Below are 19,304 nucleotides of genomic sequence, written 5' to 3'. Positions count from 1 at the left end.
TCATCTAGCTGTCAACGTCCACATAGGACCGCTCGGTTTCGCCGGATATGCCGGACTGGACAGAGTAGAAGAAGCTAACGATAATCATGTTCAAATTGTGGGCGGGGAGCTTCTCATGCGATATGCGAGACGGCGGCGATGGGTCGCGGCACTGCTGGGTCTGCTGGCAGCGGTGGCCGCGGCACCGCTGGTGGTGGCGGGCGGCGCCGCCGGTGCACCGCCGGACAGCGGACTTCGGACGGTGCTCAACGACGTGCACACCGACGTCATCCACGTCGAGTACGCCGATGGCGCGCTGCGGATGCGCAGTCGCGGTGGCGAGTTGCCGTACGACCTCTACGAACCGCCCGACGTGCTCTTCCAGCTCAAGGACATCGACCAGGTCTCCCGGTTTTCGGTGCCTGACATGCCGGAGTTCGCGTTCCTCGGCGGCCCGGGCGATCCAGTGTGGATCGCTCCGCAGACCGAGGCGGATGAGCTGGTGTTCGCCGGATGGGATACCGAGTCCATCCTGCCCGGCGTCCTGGCCGGCGACGCCGTCGACCTCAGCCTGGTCGACGTCACCGGGCCGGGTCGGGTGGAGATTTTCGGGAACGACGTGGCCGGCATGCCGGTGCGGATGTTCAGCGGCACCGACGCCAACATCCGCACGCTGCGCCAGTCGGTCTCCTCGCACACCCATGCCAACTGGGCGTTCTCCGCGCTGGGCAGGTACCAGCTCACCTTCGAGGCGCGGGCGAGTACCGCGAACGGCACCCCGCTGGCGCCGGCACGCGCCACCTACACCTGGTACGTCGGAGACGTGGCGCCGGAGCAGGCCCAGGTCACGCTGTCGGTGAACCCGACAGAACCTTCCGTCGGTGACAAGGTCACGCTCACCGCGGCGGTGTCTCCGGTCACCGCGGCCGGTTGGGTGGAGTTCTTCGACGGCACCGCATCGCTCGGCTTCACGGCGGTCACCGCGGGCCAGGCGGTGCTGACCACGTCCGCGCTGGCCGGCGGCTCGCACCCGCTGACGGCGCGGTACACGCCGACCTATGCCAACGACCACACGCCGTCGACGTCGCCGCCGATCACCCTCGTGGTAGCGGGAACGGGCACGCCCTCGTCGAGTCCGACGCCGACTCCCACCGCTTCCGCGCCAGCGACAGCGGCCCCTTCGCGTACCACCGTGGCACCTTCGAGGACGAGCGCGGCGCCGTCGAGTACAGCCCCTTCGAGTACGACCACTTCGCCGGCGACCAGCCCGTCGCCGAACTGCACACCAACGACGCACACCTCGACCAGCACGTCCACCACCAACGCCGCCGTGCTCGCACAGGGCCACGTCGACTACGCCGCCCGGCTTGTCGACGGCAACCTCGTCGCGCAGATCAAGGACGGCACCGTGGCTGGCCGCGCCAGCTGGCGTGACCCGGCCGACGTCGTCCTGCACCTGAAGCCGGGCGGTGCCACCGCCGTGCCGGCGGGGAACTTCGGCTTCCTCGGCGCGACCGGGGCACGGATCTGGCAGATACCGCAGACCCAGAACTCGAACCTGCTGTGGCTGGGATGGAACACCGAGGAGATCCAGGCCGCGCAGCTCCGTGGTGGCTCCCTCACCTGGTCACTGGACAAAGTGGAAGGTCCCGGCAAGCTGGTGATCTACCTGTTCGAGACGTTCGGTCAGCCGCGGGTCGTCTTCAACAGCGGCGACGGACTGCCCGACCGATACACCATCTCGACCGGCACGCACGCGCATGGCAACTGGGCATTCACCAGGGAAGGCGCCTACAAACTGACCTTTACACACCGTGCCACCCTCGCGAATGGACGGTCGGTCAGCGACACCAGCACGGTGACGTTCGCGGTGGGCGGCACCGACCCCAACGGACTGGCGCGGCGTGTCAGCAGCCGCGTGTACACGTACACCGGCAACAGTTGCGGCGGGCCGCTGGCGTTGACCGGTACCTCACTGGTGGGGCCGGTGACAGCCGGTGCCGGCCTGCTTCTGGCGGGCGGCATCGTGGTGGCCCTGACCTACCGGCGCCGGAGGTCGTCGTGAGGCGGCACCTGTCAGCGGCGCTGGCCGTCACCCTGCTGATCGGCGCGGGATGCGACCGGGCCGCTGGTGCCGGTGACGGCGGGCTGCGGGTGGTGACCACGACCGAGATCCTCGCCGACCTGGTACGCCAGGTCGGCGGCGACAAGGTCACGGTGGACTCGATCGTGCCGTCCGGTGGCGACCCGCATTCGTACGAGCCGAACCCTGGGGACGCGGTCAAGGTGTCCAAAGCGGACGTCACGTTCACCAACCATCTGCTGCTGGAGCCGCACGGGCTGATCAAGACGATCGACACGAACATCAAGGACGGCGCGTCGAACGTCTCCCTCGCCGAGGTGTCCGAGTCGTACGGCGCCACCGTGATTCCGTTGGTGGAGAACATCGGGCTGGACGTGCTCTGGCTCGGGCTGGCGGTGCGTGGCGACGGCGAGCAGCGCGGCGCCACCCGGTCCTCGGACATCCTGCTGTCGGCAACCGCGCTTGACGGCCCCGGTCACCTGGCCGTCTACCTGACCCAGACGCTCGGTGAGCCGGAGGTGTACGTCAACTCCGCCGATGGCCTGGACGCCAAAGACAGCGTCAGCCTGCCGCCGGCGGCGCACACCCACGTCAACTGGGCGTTCAGCAAGCCCGGGATCTACCGGCTGACACTGCGCGCCGCGCTGCGTACCGGCGGTGGCGTATCCGAACCGGCGGGGGAGGGCACGTTCACGTTCGCGGTGGGCGTCGACCCGCACAGTGTCCGCAGTGGAGCCACCATCCTGGGCGACGGGCACACCGACATCGCAGTGGACCTCGACAGCGGCCAGATCTACGCCTACAGCGACGTCGCGAGTGCCTCCGGGGACGCCGCCCGGAAGCAGGCTTCGCTGCCGGCCGGTGACGTGGTCATCGACGTGCCGAACAAGGCGATCGAGACCGTGCCCGACGATCCGCGGTTCGGCTTCATCGGCGCGCCCGGCACCCGGATCCACCAGCTCCCGCAGGCGGTACTGGGCAAGCACGTGCACGGCGAGATCGACCCGCACCTGTGGGAGGACGTGCGCAACGCCAAGGCGTACGCCCAGCTGATCCGGGACGCGCTGGTCAAGGCCGACCCGGACAGCGCCGCCACGTACCGGGACAACGCACGGCGGTACCTGGCCACATTGGACGAGCTGGACGAGTACGTGCGCGGGCAGATCGGACGGATCCCCGCTGACCGGCGCCAGCTGATCACGACGCATGACGCGTTCGGGTACCTGGCCAAGGCGTACGACATGACGGTGGCTGGCTTCGTGGTGCCCAACCCCGCCCAGGAGCCCAGTGCCGCGCAGGTCACCAAGCTCACCGAGACGATCCGAAACCTGCGCGTGCCCGCGGTGTTCGTGGAGCCGCACCTGGCCAACCGGGCCGCGGTGCTCACGCAGGTCGCCAAGGACCAAGGGGTACGGATCTGCAAGCTGTACGGCGACTCGTTCGACGAGCACGCGCGATCCTATGTGGACATGATGCGGCACAACGCGGACGAGTTGCGTGACTGCCTCGGAGGCCCGTGATGATGCGGATGCTGCTCGCGCTGGTGGTTGCCCTCGCCCCGACACCGACGGTCGGCAGCAGCGTCCAGCCCGATGAGCCCACGGTGACGGGCCGGACGGTGCTGGACGAAGGGCATGTCGACCTCGGCCCTCGCTTCGTGGACGGGGCCTGGACCCTCCAACTGCGCGACGACACGGCGCGGCCGTCGGTCTGGCGTCCACTGTCCGATGTGGTGCTCCAGGTCGCGGAGGCGGCGCGCACCACGGTACCGGCCGACGAACGGTTCGCATTCCTGGGCGCGACCGGGGCACCGCTATGGGTGCTGCCGCAAGCCCAACAGCCTGGCATGCTCTGGCCGGGCTGGAACACCCAGGATCCGCGGGTGGCCACGACCGTCAACCGGGAGGCCACCTGGACACTGCACGGACTGACCGGCCCGGGCCACTTCGTGCTGTTCCTCAACGGAAACTTCGGCGAGCCACAGGTCGTTTTCGACGGCGCCAAGCCGATGCCCCAACGCACCGGCGTCGAAGTGAACACCCACGTGCACGGCAACTGGGTGTTCACCGCGCCGGGCAGCTACCTGCTCGACGTGGAGATGTCCGGCACCACCACAGACGGGCGAGAGGTGTCCGATCGTGACACCCTGCGCGTGTTCGTGGGTGCCGGTGACGCGACCGCGGCGTTCGCCACCAATCCCCCCACTCCCGCCCACGCGACCCGCGACGTCCAGGAGTCCACTGTGGTCTGGCCATTGCTGGCCGGTGGGGGCGCCGTGCTGCTCGTCATCCTCGCCGGAGGCCTGCTCACCCGCCGCCGTGCCTCATCCCGGACGGGGGAATGACCGTGCTGGACGTCTCCGGTGTGGCGGTACGGCTAGCCGGCCGGCAGGTGCTCACCGACGTCACCCTGAAGGTGGCCGCTGGCGAGCTTGTCGGGCTCATCGGGCCCAACGGTGCCGGCAAGACCACCCTGCTGCGCGCCGTACTCGGCCTGCTCCCGCTGGCCGCCGGCCAGATCCGGCTCGTCGGCCGTACACCTGCGCAGGTTCGCGGCACGGTGGGGTACGTGCCGCAGCGGCACGAGTTCGCCTGGGACTTCCCGATCGACGTCGAGAAGGCGGTGCTCGCCGGGCTGGCCCGGCGGATCGGGTGGATGCGATCACCTGGGCGGGCCGACCGGATCGCGGTCGCCGAGGCACTGGAGCGGGTCGGGATGGCACAGCTGCGGCGCCGCCCGATCGGGGAGCTGTCAGGCGGGCAGCGGCAGAGGGTACTCGTCGCGCGCGCTCTCGCGTTGCGACCCGAGCTGATGCTGCTCGACGAGCCGTTCACCGGCCTGGACAACCCCACCCAGAGCCTGCTCACCGATCTGCTGCGGCAACTCGGCGAGGAGGGCAAGGCGATCGTGATAACCACGCACGACCTCCCCGCCGCGGCCGCCGTTTGCGGGCGGCTCTGCCTGCTCAACGGCGTCGTCGTCGCCGACGCCCCGCCCGCTGAGCTCACCGATCCCGACGTGTGGCTGCGCGCGTTCGGTGTCGGCGGCTCCGATGCGCTGTCGCGCACTCTCGGAAAGGCCGACGCGGCATGATGGAGCTACTCACCGAGCCGTGGCAGCACGTGTTCATGCAGCGCGCGCTTCTGGTCGCGGTCATGTCCGGAATCGTGTGCGGTGTGGTCGGCAGCCACGTGGTGCTGCGCGGCGTCGCGTTCATCGGCGACACCATCGCGCACGCCGTCTTTCCCGGCGTCGCGATCGCGTTCGTCTTCCAGGCCAACCTCGTACTCGGCGGCGCGGTCGCCGGTGTGCTCACCGCCGTCCTCATTGGAGTCTTCGCGCAGAACCGGCGCCTGAAGGAAGACACCGTCATCGGGGTCCTGTTCGCGGCCGCGTTTGGCCTCGGCATCGTGGTGCTCAGCTCCGCGCCGGGCTACAGCGGCTCACTGGAGTCGTTCCTGTTCGGACAGATCCTGGGCATCAGCGACCGCGACGTGGTAACCGTCGCCATCGCCGGTGGTGCCCTGCTACTGATCGCCCTCGGTCTACGCAAGGAGTTGGTCGCGGTCGGCCTCGACCGGGAGACCGCCCGCGCCCTCGGCCTGCCCGTGTTCGCCCTGGACCTGGCGCTCTACACCATGGTCACCATCGCGATCGTCATCTCGCTCCAGGCGGTCGGCAACATCCTGGTCCTGGCGCTGCTGATCACACCGGCCGCGTGCGCTCGACTGCTCACCGATCGGCTCGGTGCCATGATGCTGCTCGCCCCGGCCATCGCCGCGATCTCCGCGGTCGCCGGCCTCTACCTTTCGTACTGGTTCAACCTGGCCGCCGGCGGTTTGATCGTCCTCGTCACCACCGGCATCTTCCTGCTGAGCTGGGGCTTCGCTCCCCGGCACGGCCTGCTCGCCAGGATCCGGGCGCGTGGCCGTCCGCGCCTCGACCTCGCGCAGCCGAAGGAGTCGCAGGTCACCGCGCGGGCGTAACGCCCGTGCGCCGCCGTGCGCCCTTTCAGGCGGAAGACCGGGCCAGGGAAGGATCTAGGCGCGTGGCGGACCGCATCGTCGGTGAACGGTACCGGCTGGAGAAGCGGCTCGGCCGTGGTGGTACGGCCACGGTGTGGCGCGGGGTCGATCTGGACACCGGTGACCAAGTTGCCGTAAAGGTGCTGGATCCTGAGCAGGCGGCGCGACCGGTGGTGGTCGAGCGACTGCGGCGAGAGGCGCAAACGGTCGCGCACCTGGATCATCCGAACATCGTGGCCAGCCACGCCGTGGGCGTCGACGATGACGGCGGGTTTCTCGCGATGGAACTGGTCGACGGGCCCACGGTCGCCGACCTGTTGAGCGTGCATGGGCAGTTGCCCGTCGAACGCGCGGTGGCGATCGCCGAACAGGTCAGCGACGCGCTCGCGGCCGCGCACGCCGCCGGTGTCATCCACCGCGACATCAAGCCGGGCAATCTGCTCGTCGACGGCGCGGGTGTCGTGAAGGTGTGCGACTTCGGCATCGCAAGGCTTCAGTTGAGGGATGGCAGCGCCGCGTTGACCAGCCACAGCGAGACGGTGGGCACCTGCGAGTACATGGCGCCGGAGCAGGCGACCGGTGAGCCGGTGGACGCCCGCACGGACCTGTACGCCCTCGGCTGCGTCCTGCACGCGATGCTGACCGGCCGGCCGCCGTTTCTCGGCGAGACCGCTATGTCCGTTCTCCATCAGCAGCTCGACCGGCCACCGGTACCGGTACGGGCGCTGCGCAGTGACGTGCCGATGGAGCTTGATGATCTGATCGGGCGGATGCTCGCGAAGAGCCAGGCGGATCGGCCGGCCAGCGCCGCGGACGTACGCGATGCGCTCGCCGCGATCCGCGCGGCGCCAGAGGCGGATCCCACCACGGTCGTGCTTCCCCGGACGTCATCCCGGCCGATCGGCCGGCACCGGATGCGGGTCGCGTTGCCCGCGTGGGTGTCGCGCGCAGCGATGTCGCTGCGGCAGTACTGGATAGCCGCGCTCTCCGCCGCCGCGATCCTGGCGACGGTGGCGACCGTGGCGGTGGTCATGGCGGGTGAAGAGGCGGGCACGACACCTGCTGGCGCTCCGGTCCCCGGTCCGGTCACGGTGAGTTCCCAGGCGCGCTTGGAGCCGTCGGACACGCTGCCCGATCCGGCGGCCAGCCCAAAGGTCACGCTCTCGGCGCCAGCTCCCAGCGCGCCCGCCGCCACGCCGATGGAGCGGGTCACCAGCCTGGCGAGCCTCATCCGGCGCCAGGTCGACAACGGCGAACTGGACGCGGCGGCCGGCCGAGACCTGCTCAGGCAGGTGGACAGGGCGGCGAACTGGCTCAAGGGCGGACGGGACAGCAAGGCAGTGGAGAGGCTCCGCGAGGTCGACGCGCGCCTCAGCGAGCTGCTGGAAGACGGCAAGGTGAGCCGCTCCGGATTCAACGCGCTGAACATCGTCGACTCGATCATCGCCGCGATCGCCTAGGTCGCCTAACGATCGCCTAGCGATCACCTAGAGGGAGAACGAGGACTCATGCGACATCTCTGGACCCTGATCGCCGCCGCCGTCATCGCACCGCTCACGTGGTTGCTGCTGGCGTACGGGCAGGACAGGTCGATCCAGGCGTTCGTCAACGAGGACAGCGCCGGCTCGTTCGACACCGGTGACTTCGTGCGGCCCGTGGCGTGTCTCGCCGCCGCCGGCCTGCTGCTCGGTCTGCTCGCCACCCTCCGGTTCTCGCCACTCGGCGCCACGGCGACCGGCCTTTTCTACTCGGCGAGCTATCTGGCGCTGCTGGTGGAGCCGGACACGGTCATGGACCTGTTGCCGAACAACGTTTCGCTGGGCGGCCGGGACGCGGACCCGTCCACGCCGCTGCGGACCGGGATGACGATGGTGCTGGGCGCTCTACTGCTCGTGGCGATCGTCAGCGTCAGCCGGTGGCGGCGCTGGCCGGTACCCGAGGACACCGCGCCCGAGCCCGCTCCGCTCGCGTTGCCGGAGAACCGCCCGCTGGGCGCCGAAGGGTTGCAGGACCAGCAGCCCCAGTACGCCGGCGGGCCGGATCCGCGTTGGGAGACGGGCCACCTGCCGGACCCATGGCCGAGTAACCGCCGCTGAGTGGCAGAATGGGGCGCGACCCCGCCAGCGTCGAGGAGGTGAGACCCATTTCGCCAGTACAGGCCGGGTGCTCCCACCTCACCATCGGGCGGTCCTTCGCCGCGAGGTGACGCCGGGAGTGCCCACCGGCGCTCCGGAAGGTACTCCTTGTCAGCTTCGCACCAGTCCGCCATCGTCGCCCGGCTCCGCGCTGCCGGCTGTGTCTTCGCCGAAGACGAGGCGCACCTGCTCATGTCAACGGCCACCACCCCGGCCGATCTCGTCGCGATGGTCGATCGGAGGGTCGCTGGCCAGCCGCTCGAACATGTTCTCGGCTGGGTGCGGTTCCATGGCCTACGGATAGCCGTCGAACCCGGGGTGTTCGTGCCGCGTCGACGCACCGAGTTCCTCGCCACCCAGGCGATCGCCCGATGCCCGACTCCGGCTGTCGTGGTCGACATGTGCTGCGGCTCGGGCGCGCTGGGCGCCGCCGTAGCCGCCGCTCGTGACGGTGGCATCGAGTTGTACGCCGTGGACGTCGAACCGGTGGCGGTGCGGTGCGCGCGCCGCAACCTCGCTTCGGTCGGCGGGCGCGTGTACGAGGGCGACCTCTTCGCGCCGCTCCCCGCCGACCTGCGTGGCAGGATCGACATTCTGGTCGCCAACGTGCCGTACGTGCCGACCGAGGCGGTGGCGCTGCTGCCGCCCGAAGCCCGTGACCATGAGCCGCGCGTGGCGCTGGACGGCGGTCCCGACGGGTTGGACGTGTTGCGGCGGGTGGCCGCGGCCGCCGGACAATGGCTGGCGCCGGGCGGTCACCTGCTCGTCGAGACCAGCGAAGGCCAGGCGCCGCACGCCGTGGAGGCGTTCGCCGATGCTGGGCTCGCGCCGGAGGTCGCCAGCGACCAGGACCTGAACGCGACCGTGGTCGTCGGCACAATGTGGAAACGCTCCCGTTGAACTGCTCGGACAGCTGACCCGTACCACCTCGCACATCGATAGAAAGGTTTGTTAACGATGATGCGACGGTTTACTTGGAGTCGACGCCGGATCGCCCTGCTCGCCGGGTCGGCCGTCGTTCTCGGTGGTGCGCTGGCGGTCGGCACCGGCATGGGCCAGGCTGGTGAATCGTGCGCCGGTCTCGATACCGCGCTGCGCAACAATCTCAACTTCATCGCAGACCAGCAGCGCAACCCGGACGCACTGTCCACTGCCAGAATCGCCAACCGCCAAGCCGTCGTCGACCTCATCCAACAACGCCGCGCAACCGCCGGCTGTACGGCCACCGTGGCCGCCGACAACCCGGCAGCACCAGCACCGGCACAGCCGCAGGCACCGGAGACCACTCCTGCCGCCCCGGCCGGCAACGGCGAGCGGGTCTGTGCCGGATCCACCGTGACCCTCTCCGGCGAGGCGGGCGCACCGGCCGCTTCCAGCAACCAGTTCCCGGCCGGCACGCGCCTGCGGGTGACCAATGTGGACAACAACCGCTCGATCGTCGTCGAGGTGACCGGGCCTTCGGGCAGCTGCGTACTGCTCAACAACGCCGCGTTCGAGCAGGTGCGCGAGCCCGGCAAGTTCCTCATCCGCCGAGCCCTCATCGAGCGCGCCTGACCCTATGGCTCGGGGGCGATCACGGTGCCTTCCCTGTCTCGCACCGTGATCGCCTCGACCGGGCAGGATTCGGCTGCGGCCCGTATCGCGTCGTCGGCCTCGACCGTGTCGTGTGTGGGCGTGGACACGCCATTGACGAGGCGGAACGCCGTTGGCGCGGTGCCGGCGCAGATGCCCGCGCCGATGCAGGTGCCGCCGTCTACGGAGATCCGCCAATCGTCGCCTACCACGCCACCGGCATCCGCTTCAGCCCGCGTACGAGCATGCCGCTCTTCCACTCCAACTCCTCCTCCGGGACGGCGAACCGCAGCTCAGGGAAGCGTCGTACGAGCACGTCGATGGCCACCTGAAGCTCCATGCGAGCGAGCTGAGCGCCGACGCAGTGGTGGGCGCCGTGGCCGAAGCCGATGTGCGGGTTGGCCGACCGTCCAAAGTCGAGCGAGTCGGGGTCGGGGAAGACCTCTTCGTCGCGGTTGGCCGACGACAGCGACCCGATGACGGGCTCACCCGCGCGCACCAGTACGCCGCCGAGCTCGACGTCTTCGGTGGCGTACCGCGCGAACGACGATGCCACACCCAGCGGTACGTATCGCATCAGCTCTTCGACGGCGGCGGGCACCAACGACGGGTCGGCGCGCAGCTCGGCCAGCTTGTCGGGGTTGGTGAGCAGGACGTACGTGAAGTTGGGGATCTGCGTGACGGTGGTTTCGTGTCCCGCCGCGAGCAGGCCGGTGAGGAGCCGCACCAACTCGTCTTCGCTGAGCCGCTGGTTGTCCTCGTCGCGGACGCGTACCAGTGCGCTGATGAGGTCTTCGGTGGGTTCCTGGCGGCGTTGGGCGATGAGACCGCGCATGTACGCGAAGAGGTTCTGGATGTATCCGGCGATCTGCTCGACGGACAGCGAGGTGGTGGAGACGACCGCTTCTGACCAGACGTGGAACCGGTCCTGGTCTTCGACGGGCACGCCCAGCAGCTCGCAAATGACCGTGATCGGCAGCGGCGTAGCGAAATGCTGCACCAGATCGGCGGGTGGGCCGGTGGCGATCATGCGGTCGACGAGCTCGTTGGCGACTTCCTGGGTGCGCGGGCGGAGCTGCTCGACGCGGCGCGCGGTGAACGCCTTTGCCACGAGGCGACGGAGCCGGGTGTGCTCGGGCGGATCCATCAGCAGGAGGCCGGCTTCGAGCTTGCGCGGAGAGATGCGGGGCTCGTCGCGGTCGGCGCTCGCGGCCCGGCTGAACCGCGCGTCGCCGAGCACGGTGCGCACGTCGGCATAGCGGGTGGCCAACCAGGCTTCCTCGCCGTACGGCATTCGCACGCGGGTGAGTGGCTCGCGCCGGCGCAGCTCAGCGTAGAACGGATCGAGCTTGAACCGGTCGGGTGGACTGAACGGGTAGGCGTGAACTACACGCTGGGTATCAGTCATGGACACCCATCGTACTCAATATTCGAATGTCTGGATGACCTTCAGAAGCGCCCGCCACCGGTACGCCGCGCCCGGCTGCCGCTGCCGCCGAATCCACCACCCCGGAATCCGCCACCCGACCGGTGACCCCCACCGGACATGATGCCGCCCAGCAGGATGCCCGTCAGCAGGTCGCTGGTGCTTCCCGAGGACCAACTGTGCACATCGGACTGTGCCGACCTGCCGGCTTCGGCGGCCAACTGCTGGGCGCGCTGCGCGTCGGCGACGGCGGCCACGGGATCGGTGGTGGCGAGCGCCTCCGCGCGGGCGAGCAGCCGCTGCGCTTCGCCGAGCGAGGCCCGTGCCTGGCTGGCCACCGCACCGCGCCGGGTCGCGATGAAGCTGCCGGCCGCCGACACCTCGGCACGCGCCGCCGGCAGGGCGTGATCGAGCATGCCGCGGGCCCGCGCGGCACGTTCGGCGGCGTCGCGCTGCTCCGCGAGCGCACGGTCCAGCGCCGCGTCGGCTTGCTCCAGCGCCTGTACCGCCGACAGCGGATCCATCGTGGGCTGGGCGAGCGCCGCACGGGTCGACGCGAGCGCCTGCTGAGCGGCGGCGACCGCGGCACCGGCGTCCGGTGGGACGGCGGCGAGTTCCGACTCCACCTCAGCTATGAGCGCGTCGATCCCTGCCCGCGCACTGTCCAGATCGGACTGTGTACGCGACACGGTGTCGATCAGCGTCTCCGCCTGGGCGACCGCCTCTTCGGCCGCCCGCAACGCGAGCGCCGCACGGGGTGGGTCAGCGAGCTGGACGCCCGCGAGCGTCGTTTCGGCGAACTCGAGCCGCTCGCGCGCCTGGTCCGCGTTTCCCAGCACGCCAGCTACCACCGGCCCGGTGTACCTGCCCCGCAGCGCCTCGATGGTCGTACCCGTCGTGGGCAGCTTCGCCTCCGCGGCGGCACAGCGCTCCGACAGCTCCAGGCGCTCCGGCTCGATCCTCGACTCCAAGCCGCGCAGCTCGTCGAACGCCTCCGACTCCGCGTCCAGCCGCTGGTCGGCGGCCTCGCACCGCCGGATGATCTCTTCGAGCGCCGCGCGCCGGGCGGGCTCGTCCGGCTCGGGCGTCTCGTCGAGCGTGAGCCGCAGCCGGAACGCCTCGGCCACATCCTGGCGCGCGCTCTCCAGCGCCGCCGTGAACGAGGCGGTCGCCTCGGCACCGTACCGGCCGGTGGCGAGCGACAGCTCCTGCTCGCTGGCGCGCAGGTCGTTGTCCAGCTCGACGAGCAGCGCGTTGGCGCGCGTGGTCAGCTCGGCGGTGCTCACGGGCGGCGGGCCGGTTGGAGTGGCCTGCGGCCGGCGACGGCGCGCGCGGATCACCAGCCACACCACCAGTCCGATCAGGACGGCGGGGATCACCAGACAGATCACCGCACCGAGAGCGAAACTGCCGCTACCACCGCCGTTGGGATCGGGGTCGCCCGGCGTGATCGCTGGGGCGCGCACCGGCTGGCCGGCGAGCACCGCCCGGTACCCGTCGGCGGCTCCGATGGCCGCGCCGGCCCAGTCGTTCTCGCGCAGCGCCGGCTCGATGGCGACCGCGGCCACGCTGTCGAGCTGCGCGTCCGTCAGCGGGTAGCCGGCGTCGAAGGCGTACGCGTAGGACCGGTCGCGGGTGGCGACGGCGAGTACCGCGTCGCGCTGGCCAAGATCGCTGCGGGTGGCGGTCTCGTCGGCCCACTCCTGCGCCGGCGTACCGTCGAACGACCGCACGTAGACCACGAAGAGCTGGAGCCCGTTGGCGTCGCGCAGCCGGTCGAGCGCGGCGGTGACCTCCGGCTCGCGGCCGTCGAGGGCGCCCACCTCGTCGGTGACCTGCCCGTCGAGGCGCATAGGCGAGTCCGCGCGGGCGGGCGCCGCGACGAGGGCGGCACCGATCAGCGAGGCGAGCAGGACCGGCACCCAGCGCGAGATCAACGGCACTGGTACAGGCTAGGGCAATCAAGGGCTAGGGCAGTGCGGTCAGCGCTCTTCCGGGCCGGTGAGCAGCGAAGGGTCCTGCCGGATCAGCTCGGCGAGCCGTGCGGCCGCGCCCGGGTTGCTCTCCGTCGCGAGTGGCCAGGCGGGCGGGCCGGGAAGCGCTGGCGGTGGGGCCGGCACCGATGCGGTGGCGGAGATCGGGCCCTCGGCGGCCACGACGGTCGCCTCCACGACGCCTTCCCGGCGCGCGATCCGGATCTCGGCGCTGACCTCGCCCTCTTCGCCGTACACGGTCACCGACAGCTCGGGGTGGCGCTCGACGATCCGCCGCACGGCCTCGACCACCTCGCCGATCCCGCCCGACGAGCCAATGCCGCCCGACGAGCCGTTGCCGCTGGGAGAGCCGTAGACGCCGTTGCTGGCCGAGGAGCCGTCGGAAGGCACGACACGCTTGCGTAGCTGATCACGCCGGGCCAGCCGCTCCAGCGCGTCGTCGAGTCCACCTCGCACCCGGCTACCTCCTAGACGTGTTGGCTGCGGACGGCGTCAGCCAACGCGCGATCGAGCAGGACGAGCAGAGTATCGCGGACCGAGAGCTTGTTGCGGGCGTCGAACGCGACGATCGGGATCCTCTCGTCGATCGCCAGCGCCCACCGTACCGCGTCCAGATCGTGCGCGAGCCGCCCGTCGAAAGCGTTGACAGCCACCACGAACGGCAGCTTGAGCCGCTCGAAGTAGTCCACGGCCGGGTAGCAGTCGTCGAGGCGGCCGCTGTCGACGACGACCAGAGCGCCCAGCGCGCCGTGTGCGAGGTCGTCCCACATGAAGCCGAACCGCGACTGGCCGGGCGTGCCGAACAGGTACAGCTTGAGGCTGCGGTCGATGGTGACGCAGCCGAAGTCCATGGCGACGGTCGTGGTGGTCTTGCCGGTGGCCGGGCCCGGGTCGTCGATGCCGACGCCGGCCGAGGTCATCTCGGCCTCGGTGGTCAGCGGCGAAATCTCGCTGATCGAACCCACGGTGGTGGTCTTGCCCACGCCGAAGCCGCCGGCGACCACGATCTTCACCGGGATGGGCGCGGAACCGGCCGGCGGCGCCGGCTCAGGAGATGGCACGTAGTCCACGGATCACTCGCATGATGGTTTCGGGGTCGTATGGGCGCGCGGCGTCCCGCGCGTGTACGTCGAGGTAGCCGGCGGCGCGCAGGTCGCCGACCAGGATGCGGGTCACGCCGAGGTGCAGCCGGGCACGGGCGGAGATCTCCGCGACCGAGACCGGCTCGGCGCACAGCGCGAGGATGGTCCGCAGTTCGGGTGCGAGGTTCGATACGGCGATCCCGCCCCGGGCCGCACCGTCCGGTCGCGCGGTCACCTGCGTCTCCAGGCTGATGTTCGGGTCGACACCGTCGACCCGGCCGGATGTGAGCACGAACGGCCGCAGCCCGCTGGGCGCCGCCTCGGCCGCCGGTCCCAAACCGGACTGGCTCAGGTAAGGGCGGATGCGGGCCGGTGCCGGCCCATCCTCGGGCGACGACGGTCTCACGACTGAGCGGCGTTCTTCAGTTCGGCGATCAGTCGGGGGGTGAGCGCGCCGCCGGCCCGGCTGGCGAAGAGGGTCATCTCGTAGGCGACGGTGCCGAGGCTGGCGGTGCGGTCGGCGATCACGCCGAGCACGGATCCCGCGCTGATCGAGGTGACCAGCAGATACCCGCCGGTCATGTCGATCACCACCCGGTTCAGCCCGCCCAGCGAGTACCAGTTGGCCGCGCCGCCGGCGAGGCTCGTCATGCCGGAGACCACAGCGGCGAGCCGTTCGGCGTTCGCCCGGTCGGCGATGTTCGACTTGGCCATCAGCAGGCCGTCGGAGGAGACCGCGATCGCCTCGCGTACGCCGGCCGTGCTGGACGTGAACGAGTCCAGTAGCCAGTTGAACGTCTGTGCCTCGGCGCTGAGCTGGAGAGAGCTGCTCATGGGTGCTGTGGTCCTTCCTGGAGGGCGCGCGCGACGCCCGACTCGAACTCCTCGATCAGGTCTCTGGCCGCCTCAGGATCGGGCGACCACTGATCGGGTAGCGCTTGCGCGGGTCGGCTCGGTGGCAACGACGTGGGGAGCGTCGCACCGGGTACTCGGCGGGTCAAGGAGGAGCGTGGACCGGGACCCGGCTGCTCGATCACGGCCGGCTTCTCCGAGGTGTCCACATTGGCCGCTTGCGCTCGGCGTACCCCTGCTTCGAACTCTTCGACCAGCGCTCGGGCCGACGCGGCGGCCTCGCCCGACGGCGCCGGGGGTGCTGTCGCGGGAGGCGCGACCGACACGCCCTCCGGCAACTGCGCGCCGGGTACCCGCTGGCGCAGCCCGGCCGGTAGCGAGGACAGCGGTGGAGCGGGGCGCGGCGCCGCCGGGACGACGGGCGCGGAGCCCACGGCACCAGGCGATACCGGTGCCGCCGCCGGCCCGCCAGGCACGGGCGCGGCTGGGATGGCGTCCGGCATCACCGGCGCCGGCGCCACCGGTGGTGGCGGAGGCGGCGGGGGAGCCGGACGCGGCACGGGTGCGAGAGGAACAGCGGTGGGGACAGCCGCGGCCGGCGGGGCGACCGGTGGTGCGGGAGGTAGGGCCGGCGCCGGCGGGGGGACCGGCGCCGGGGTACGGGACGGCGCGAACGCGTTCCAGGAACGCCCCGAGCCGATGGTGCGGGTCGCGCGGTTGAGCGCGACCACGTTGAACGCCGGATCCTGATCGTTGGTGGTCGCGACGATCGCGCGGGCCACGGCACGGTCGAGCGGGGGACCCGCGGGTGCGGCCACGGGTGCGGGCTGCAGCTCGGCGACCGGAGCCGTCGCGTGCAACTGCCGCACCGGTGCCAGCCCGCGCGCCGGCTGCGGCGGCTGCGGCGGTGCGGGTGGCACCATCGCCGGCACCGCGTGGTGCACGATCAGTTCCGGCCGGATGTCGACGGTGACCGTCACACCACCGCCAGGAGTACCGGTGAGCGCCACGCCGAACCCGTGCTTGCGGGCCAGCCGGCCGACCACGAAGAGGCCAAGCACCTCGGTCGGGGCCAGGTCGAGCCGCTCGCGGTGGGCCAGCCGGTCGTTCTCCTCCGCCATCCGTTCCGGCGTCAGGCCGAGGCCGTGGTCGACGACCTGGAGCCGCAGGCCCTGGCCGGCGGCGAAGGCGGTGACGGTGACCCGCGTGTGCGGCGGCGAGAACACGGTGGCGTTCTCCATCACCTCCGCGAGCAGCAGGATGAGGTCGGCGGTGACGGCGGGCGTGATGGCCGGCCCGTCCGGTACCTGCACGTCGACCCGCGTGAACTCCTCGATCTCACCGAGCGCGAGCCGGACCACGTCGCCGAGCGGAAGCGGGCTGGTGAACTCGTCGGCGCCACCACCGGCACCGCCGAGCGGCTCAGCCGTGCCGGAGAGCACCACGAGGCTGCCCGCGTTCCGCCGGAGGCGGCTGGACACGTGGTCGAGCCGGTACAGCTGCTGGAGCCGCTGCGGGTCGGTCTCCTGCTGTTCCAGGCGGTCGATGAGGGCGAGCTGGCGGCCGACCAGGTTCTGCGTACGGCGGCCGACGTGCCCGAACATCTGCGCCACGTTGCGGCGGCTGGAGACCTGCCGTTCGACGAGGCGGGCGGCGGTGAGCTGTACCCGGTCGAAGGCGCGCGCCAGATCGCCGATCTCGTCGTTGGAGTGCACCTCGACCGGTTCGAGATGCACCGGTTCGGCGTCGTCGTGTGCGTCCTCGTCGGCGACCCGCCGCAGTTCGGTCTCGGCGACGGTGGCCACGCGGTCGGCCGATACGGTCAGCCGGCTCAGGGGACGGGCCACGGCGCGGGCCACCGCGACGCTCATCAGCACGACCGCGATGAGCACCAGGATCGCCAGCGAGATGGCACCGTACGCGGTCGCGAGGACGGTCTGCTGCTGGTTGTTGACCAGGTTGGTGACGTCGGTGACGATCTTTCGTTCGACGAACCGGCCCAGCGAGATGAACGACTCCAGCGACGGGAAGAGCGTGGCCAGGTTGAACCGCGCGAGTGCCTTGGCGGGGTCGGCCACGGTACCGGCGGCGAAGACCTCACCGACACGCTGGCCGAGCGCCTGCTGCACGAGGCCGTAGAGGGCGGCCTGATCCGGTGAGGCGTACCCCTCGAAGCGCGACACGGTTGCCTGCAGCGCGGCCGAGGTGGCGATGTACGACATGAGCGCACCCGCGTTGCCGCGCTCGCCCACCATGATGATCATGTACGTGGCGCCCGCGCTGATCAGGTCGTTCATGCGCAGTACCGCGTCCAGCGCGACCACCTGCCGGCCCTCGGTGCTCTCCACGTCGATGCTGTCGATCAGCCGGAGCGCGTTGATGAGCCGCGTCGTGACCTTGCTGAACCCGGTCACCACCTCGGTCGGCCGCGCGGTGCCGGCCAGCACGGACGCGCGCACGGGATCCAGGTCGTCGACGAAGTCGATGGCCGGGATGAGGTCACCCTCGAGATCTCCGTGCGCGCCATGCTCGGCGAGCACATCGGCGATCCGGTCGTGCACCGCGGTGGTCTGCAGCACCAGGTCGCTCTGGTCGACGACGCCCAGCAGGAAGCCGACCGAAAGGAGTCGCTCCTGCTGCAGGTCACCGACGAGGGCACCGACATCGCTGCCGAGGTTGACCGCGTGGGCGGTCTCGGCGGCGCGGCCGGCGAGACCGACCCGGTTGAAGGCCAGCGGGACGGTCAGCGCCGCGACGAGCAGGAGTGGGATCGTGACGAGTACGGCGAGCTTGCCGCGGATGCGTAACCTACCGAGCAGCACCGGCAGGCTCCCACTCGGAAGGCACGGAGTCCGGTACGCCGCCGAACGGTCTGCGGCGTCGCCTGCGCCCGTCCACGAGCGTCAACGCCATCGGTGAGGCCGCCAGGAGTACGACCACGGCCAGGGTCCCGACGGCAAGCCAGCGCTCGGTGCTGAGGCCGGAGATCCGGTCTTCGATCAGCAGGTCGAGTTCCGCGAGGATGGCGTTGGACAGCTCGGTGGCGGCCGCCTGTACCTCCGCCCGCGCGGCGGTCAGCTGGTCGGCGCGGGGGAGCGTGGCCCGTCCGGTCAGCGAGCCGGCCGAGTTGGCGAGCACGTCCATGCCGCGGCGGAAGCGGTCGAGGCGGCTCAACAGGTTGCCACCCATGGTCCGGCTGTCCGTACTGTCCACAGCGGACTGGAGGCCGTCGGCGAGGTCGCTGGCGGGGTCGAGTACGCCCTGCCTGGCGCCGGTCAGCTCGGCGATCGCCTGGGCGCGCTCAGCGGCCGGCCGGCTGCCGGCGAGCACCACGAGGTCGGCGAAGCGGCCTGCGGCGACCACCGATTCGGGGAGCTCTTCGGCGGCGCCGTCCTGGAGGAAGTACGTGTCGCCTTCCGGGTCCCGGATGAGCTGTGAGTTCTCGCGGACCTTGCCGTACAGGGCGAGCAGCAGGTCGGTGGCCTCGCCGTACGCCGTGTAGAGGTCCTCCCGGTCCGCGCTGGCGGCCGTGGGAAGCGCTTCGATCTTCGCTCGCAGTCCGGACCAGCGGTCGTGCGTGCGCAGGTCGTCGCCGAGCCGCGCGTCCACGGCGCTCGCCGCGTCCACCGCCCGTGCCAGGGCGGTCTGGTCGATCTCGCTACCGGCGATGGCGTCGGACTGCGCGTCCGTCAGCGCGGTCGTCACCTGGCTCAGAGTGGTGAGGTACTCGATGCCGTCGCGCTCCTTGGCGGCGAATGACAGCCGATCGGACTGTTCCTGCCACAACTGCCCGAAGAGCACTCCAACCGGTACGAGTACGGCAAGAGCGAGCAGTGAGCGCAGGAGCTGTGCCCGCACGGGCCCACTAGAAGTGGGAGAGGTCATGGTCCACCCTCCGGCGGCAACGACGGGATTGATGGCGGGCCCCCAACAAGCTCAACGCGACCCCCACGGGGTCGCGACGCCATCGTCGAGAACCTAAGGCGGCGTAGCCAATGGCGAAACAGCCAGTAATGGACTGTTCGCGTTTGGGAGCGCTCTCAACACCGACGGTGACCGGATCGTTCCTGCTGGCCACGAGTAGCGGCTGATTTGCCGACCTCGTGGGGAAAAGTCGTAATGCGCGTAATACGTAGGGGTACTTGGCCAAGCTGAG

At 70.6% G+C, this 19,304-nt stretch carries 18 protein-coding genes; 9 read left to right on the top strand and 9 right to left on the bottom strand.

Annotated elements, in window-relative coordinates; genetic code table 11:
- Positions 1 to 115: 115 nt before the first annotated feature.
- From QMG73_RS05720 to QMG73_RS05680, 9 genes are all read left to right on the top strand, one after another.
- On the top strand, positions 116 to 2,044 hold the full coding sequence (locus QMG73_RS05720) for a TIGR03773 family transporter-associated surface protein (protein WP_281892904.1): 1,929 nt from the start codon (positions 116 to 118) through the stop codon (positions 2,042 to 2,044).
- A complete protein-coding gene (locus QMG73_RS05715; RefSeq protein ID WP_281892903.1) occupies positions 2,041 to 3,582 on the top strand; it encodes an anchored repeat ABC transporter, substrate-binding protein in 1,542 nt (513 codons plus the stop codon). Before QMG73_RS05720 ends, QMG73_RS05715 begins: the two co-directional genes overlap by 4 nt.
- The gene (locus QMG73_RS05710) at positions 3,582 to 4,406 is read left to right on the top strand and encodes a TIGR03773 family transporter-associated surface protein (RefSeq protein ID WP_281892902.1); all 825 of its coding nucleotides are present in this window, start codon (positions 3,582 to 3,584) and stop codon (positions 4,404 to 4,406) included. The genes QMG73_RS05715 and QMG73_RS05710 overlap by 1 nt, the downstream gene beginning before the upstream one ends.
- Complete coding sequence (locus tag QMG73_RS05705; RefSeq protein ID WP_281892901.1) at positions 4,403 to 5,155, top strand: anchored repeat-type ABC transporter ATP-binding subunit; 753 nt, start codon at positions 4,403 to 4,405, stop codon at positions 5,153 to 5,155. The genes QMG73_RS05710 and QMG73_RS05705 overlap by 4 nt, the downstream gene beginning before the upstream one ends.
- Positions 5,152 to 6,048 carry an anchored repeat-type ABC transporter permease subunit gene (locus QMG73_RS05700; RefSeq protein WP_281892900.1) on the top strand — a complete coding sequence of 299 codons (897 nt, stop codon included), beginning with the start codon at positions 5,152 to 5,154 and terminating at the stop codon, positions 6,046 to 6,048. The genes QMG73_RS05705 and QMG73_RS05700 overlap by 4 nt, the downstream gene beginning before the upstream one ends.
- Before the next feature lie 62 nt (positions 6,049 to 6,110).
- A complete protein-coding gene (locus tag QMG73_RS05695; RefSeq protein WP_281892899.1) occupies positions 6,111 to 7,547 on the top strand; it encodes a serine/threonine-protein kinase in 1,437 nt (478 codons plus the stop codon).
- A 48-nt stretch (positions 7,548 to 7,595) separates the two neighbouring features.
- Positions 7,596 to 8,183, top strand: a complete 588-nt coding sequence (locus QMG73_RS05690) for a hypothetical protein (protein WP_281892898.1) — start codon at positions 7,596 to 7,598, stop codon at positions 8,181 to 8,183.
- Between the two features lie 147 nt (positions 8,184 to 8,330).
- Positions 8,331 to 9,122 carry a putative protein N(5)-glutamine methyltransferase gene (locus QMG73_RS05685; protein ID WP_281892897.1) on the top strand — a complete coding sequence of 264 codons (792 nt, stop codon included), beginning with the start codon at positions 8,331 to 8,333 and terminating at the stop codon, positions 9,120 to 9,122.
- A 57-nt stretch (positions 9,123 to 9,179) separates the two neighbouring features.
- On the top strand, positions 9,180 to 9,776 hold the full coding sequence (locus QMG73_RS05680) for an RlpA-like double-psi beta-barrel domain-containing protein (RefSeq protein ID WP_281892896.1): 597 nt from the start codon (positions 9,180 to 9,182) through the stop codon (positions 9,774 to 9,776).
- 2 nt (positions 9,777 to 9,778) lie between these two features.
- Here QMG73_RS05680 and QMG73_RS05675 read toward each other — a convergent pair whose 3' ends face one another.
- Genes QMG73_RS05675 through QMG73_RS05635 form a run of 9 tightly spaced genes read right to left on the bottom strand, consistent with a single transcriptional unit; the run spans position 9,779 to position 19,006 of the window.
- Positions 9,779 to 10,006: a ferredoxin gene (locus QMG73_RS05675; RefSeq protein WP_281892895.1), complete on the bottom strand. Its 228-nt coding sequence runs from the start codon at positions 10,004 to 10,006 to the stop codon at positions 9,779 to 9,781.
- Positions 10,000 to 11,202, bottom strand: a complete 1,203-nt coding sequence (locus tag QMG73_RS05670; protein WP_281892894.1) for a cytochrome P450 — start codon at positions 11,200 to 11,202, stop codon at positions 10,000 to 10,002. Before QMG73_RS05670 ends, QMG73_RS05675 begins: the two co-directional genes overlap by 7 nt.
- A gap of 41 nt (positions 11,203 to 11,243) precedes the next feature.
- Positions 11,244 to 13,163, bottom strand: coding sequence for a TPM domain-containing protein (locus QMG73_RS05665; protein WP_281892893.1), 1,920 nt, complete (start codon positions 13,161 to 13,163; stop codon positions 11,244 to 11,246).
- Positions 13,164 to 13,202: 39 nt separating this feature from the next.
- The gene (locus QMG73_RS05660; RefSeq protein WP_281892892.1) at positions 13,203 to 13,670 is read right to left on the bottom strand and encodes a hypothetical protein; all 468 of its coding nucleotides are present in this window, start codon (positions 13,668 to 13,670) and stop codon (positions 13,203 to 13,205) included.
- A gap of 11 nt (positions 13,671 to 13,681) precedes the next feature.
- A complete protein-coding gene (locus QMG73_RS05655) occupies positions 13,682 to 14,284 on the bottom strand; it encodes a GTP-binding protein (protein ID WP_281892891.1) in 603 nt (200 codons plus the stop codon).
- A complete protein-coding gene (locus QMG73_RS05650; RefSeq protein WP_281892890.1) occupies positions 14,262 to 14,702 on the bottom strand; it encodes a DUF742 domain-containing protein in 441 nt (146 codons plus the stop codon). Before QMG73_RS05650 ends, QMG73_RS05655 begins: the two co-directional genes overlap by 23 nt.
- Positions 14,699 to 15,130 (bottom strand): roadblock/LC7 domain-containing protein, encoded by a 432-nt coding sequence (locus QMG73_RS05645; RefSeq protein WP_281892889.1) that lies wholly within the window; start codon positions 15,128 to 15,130, stop codon positions 14,699 to 14,701. The genes QMG73_RS05650 and QMG73_RS05645 overlap by 4 nt, the downstream gene beginning before the upstream one ends.
- Positions 15,127 to 17,970 carry a nitrate- and nitrite sensing domain-containing protein gene (locus QMG73_RS05640; protein WP_281892887.1) on the bottom strand — a complete coding sequence of 948 codons (2,844 nt, stop codon included), beginning with the start codon at positions 17,968 to 17,970 and terminating at the stop codon, positions 15,127 to 15,129. The genes QMG73_RS05645 and QMG73_RS05640 overlap by 4 nt, the downstream gene beginning before the upstream one ends.
- Positions 17,957 to 19,006, bottom strand: a complete 1,050-nt coding sequence (locus QMG73_RS05635; protein WP_281892886.1) for a hypothetical protein — start codon at positions 19,004 to 19,006, stop codon at positions 17,957 to 17,959. The genes QMG73_RS05640 and QMG73_RS05635 overlap by 14 nt, the downstream gene beginning before the upstream one ends.
- Between the last annotated feature and the right edge of the window lie 298 nt (positions 19,007 to 19,304).

The organism is Phytohabitans aurantiacus (assembly GCF_027923225.1).
Taxonomy (GTDB): Bacteria; Actinomycetota; Actinomycetes; order Mycobacteriales; family Micromonosporaceae; genus Phytohabitans; species Phytohabitans aurantiacus.
This window is presented reverse-complemented; position numbering and strand designations above follow the sequence as displayed.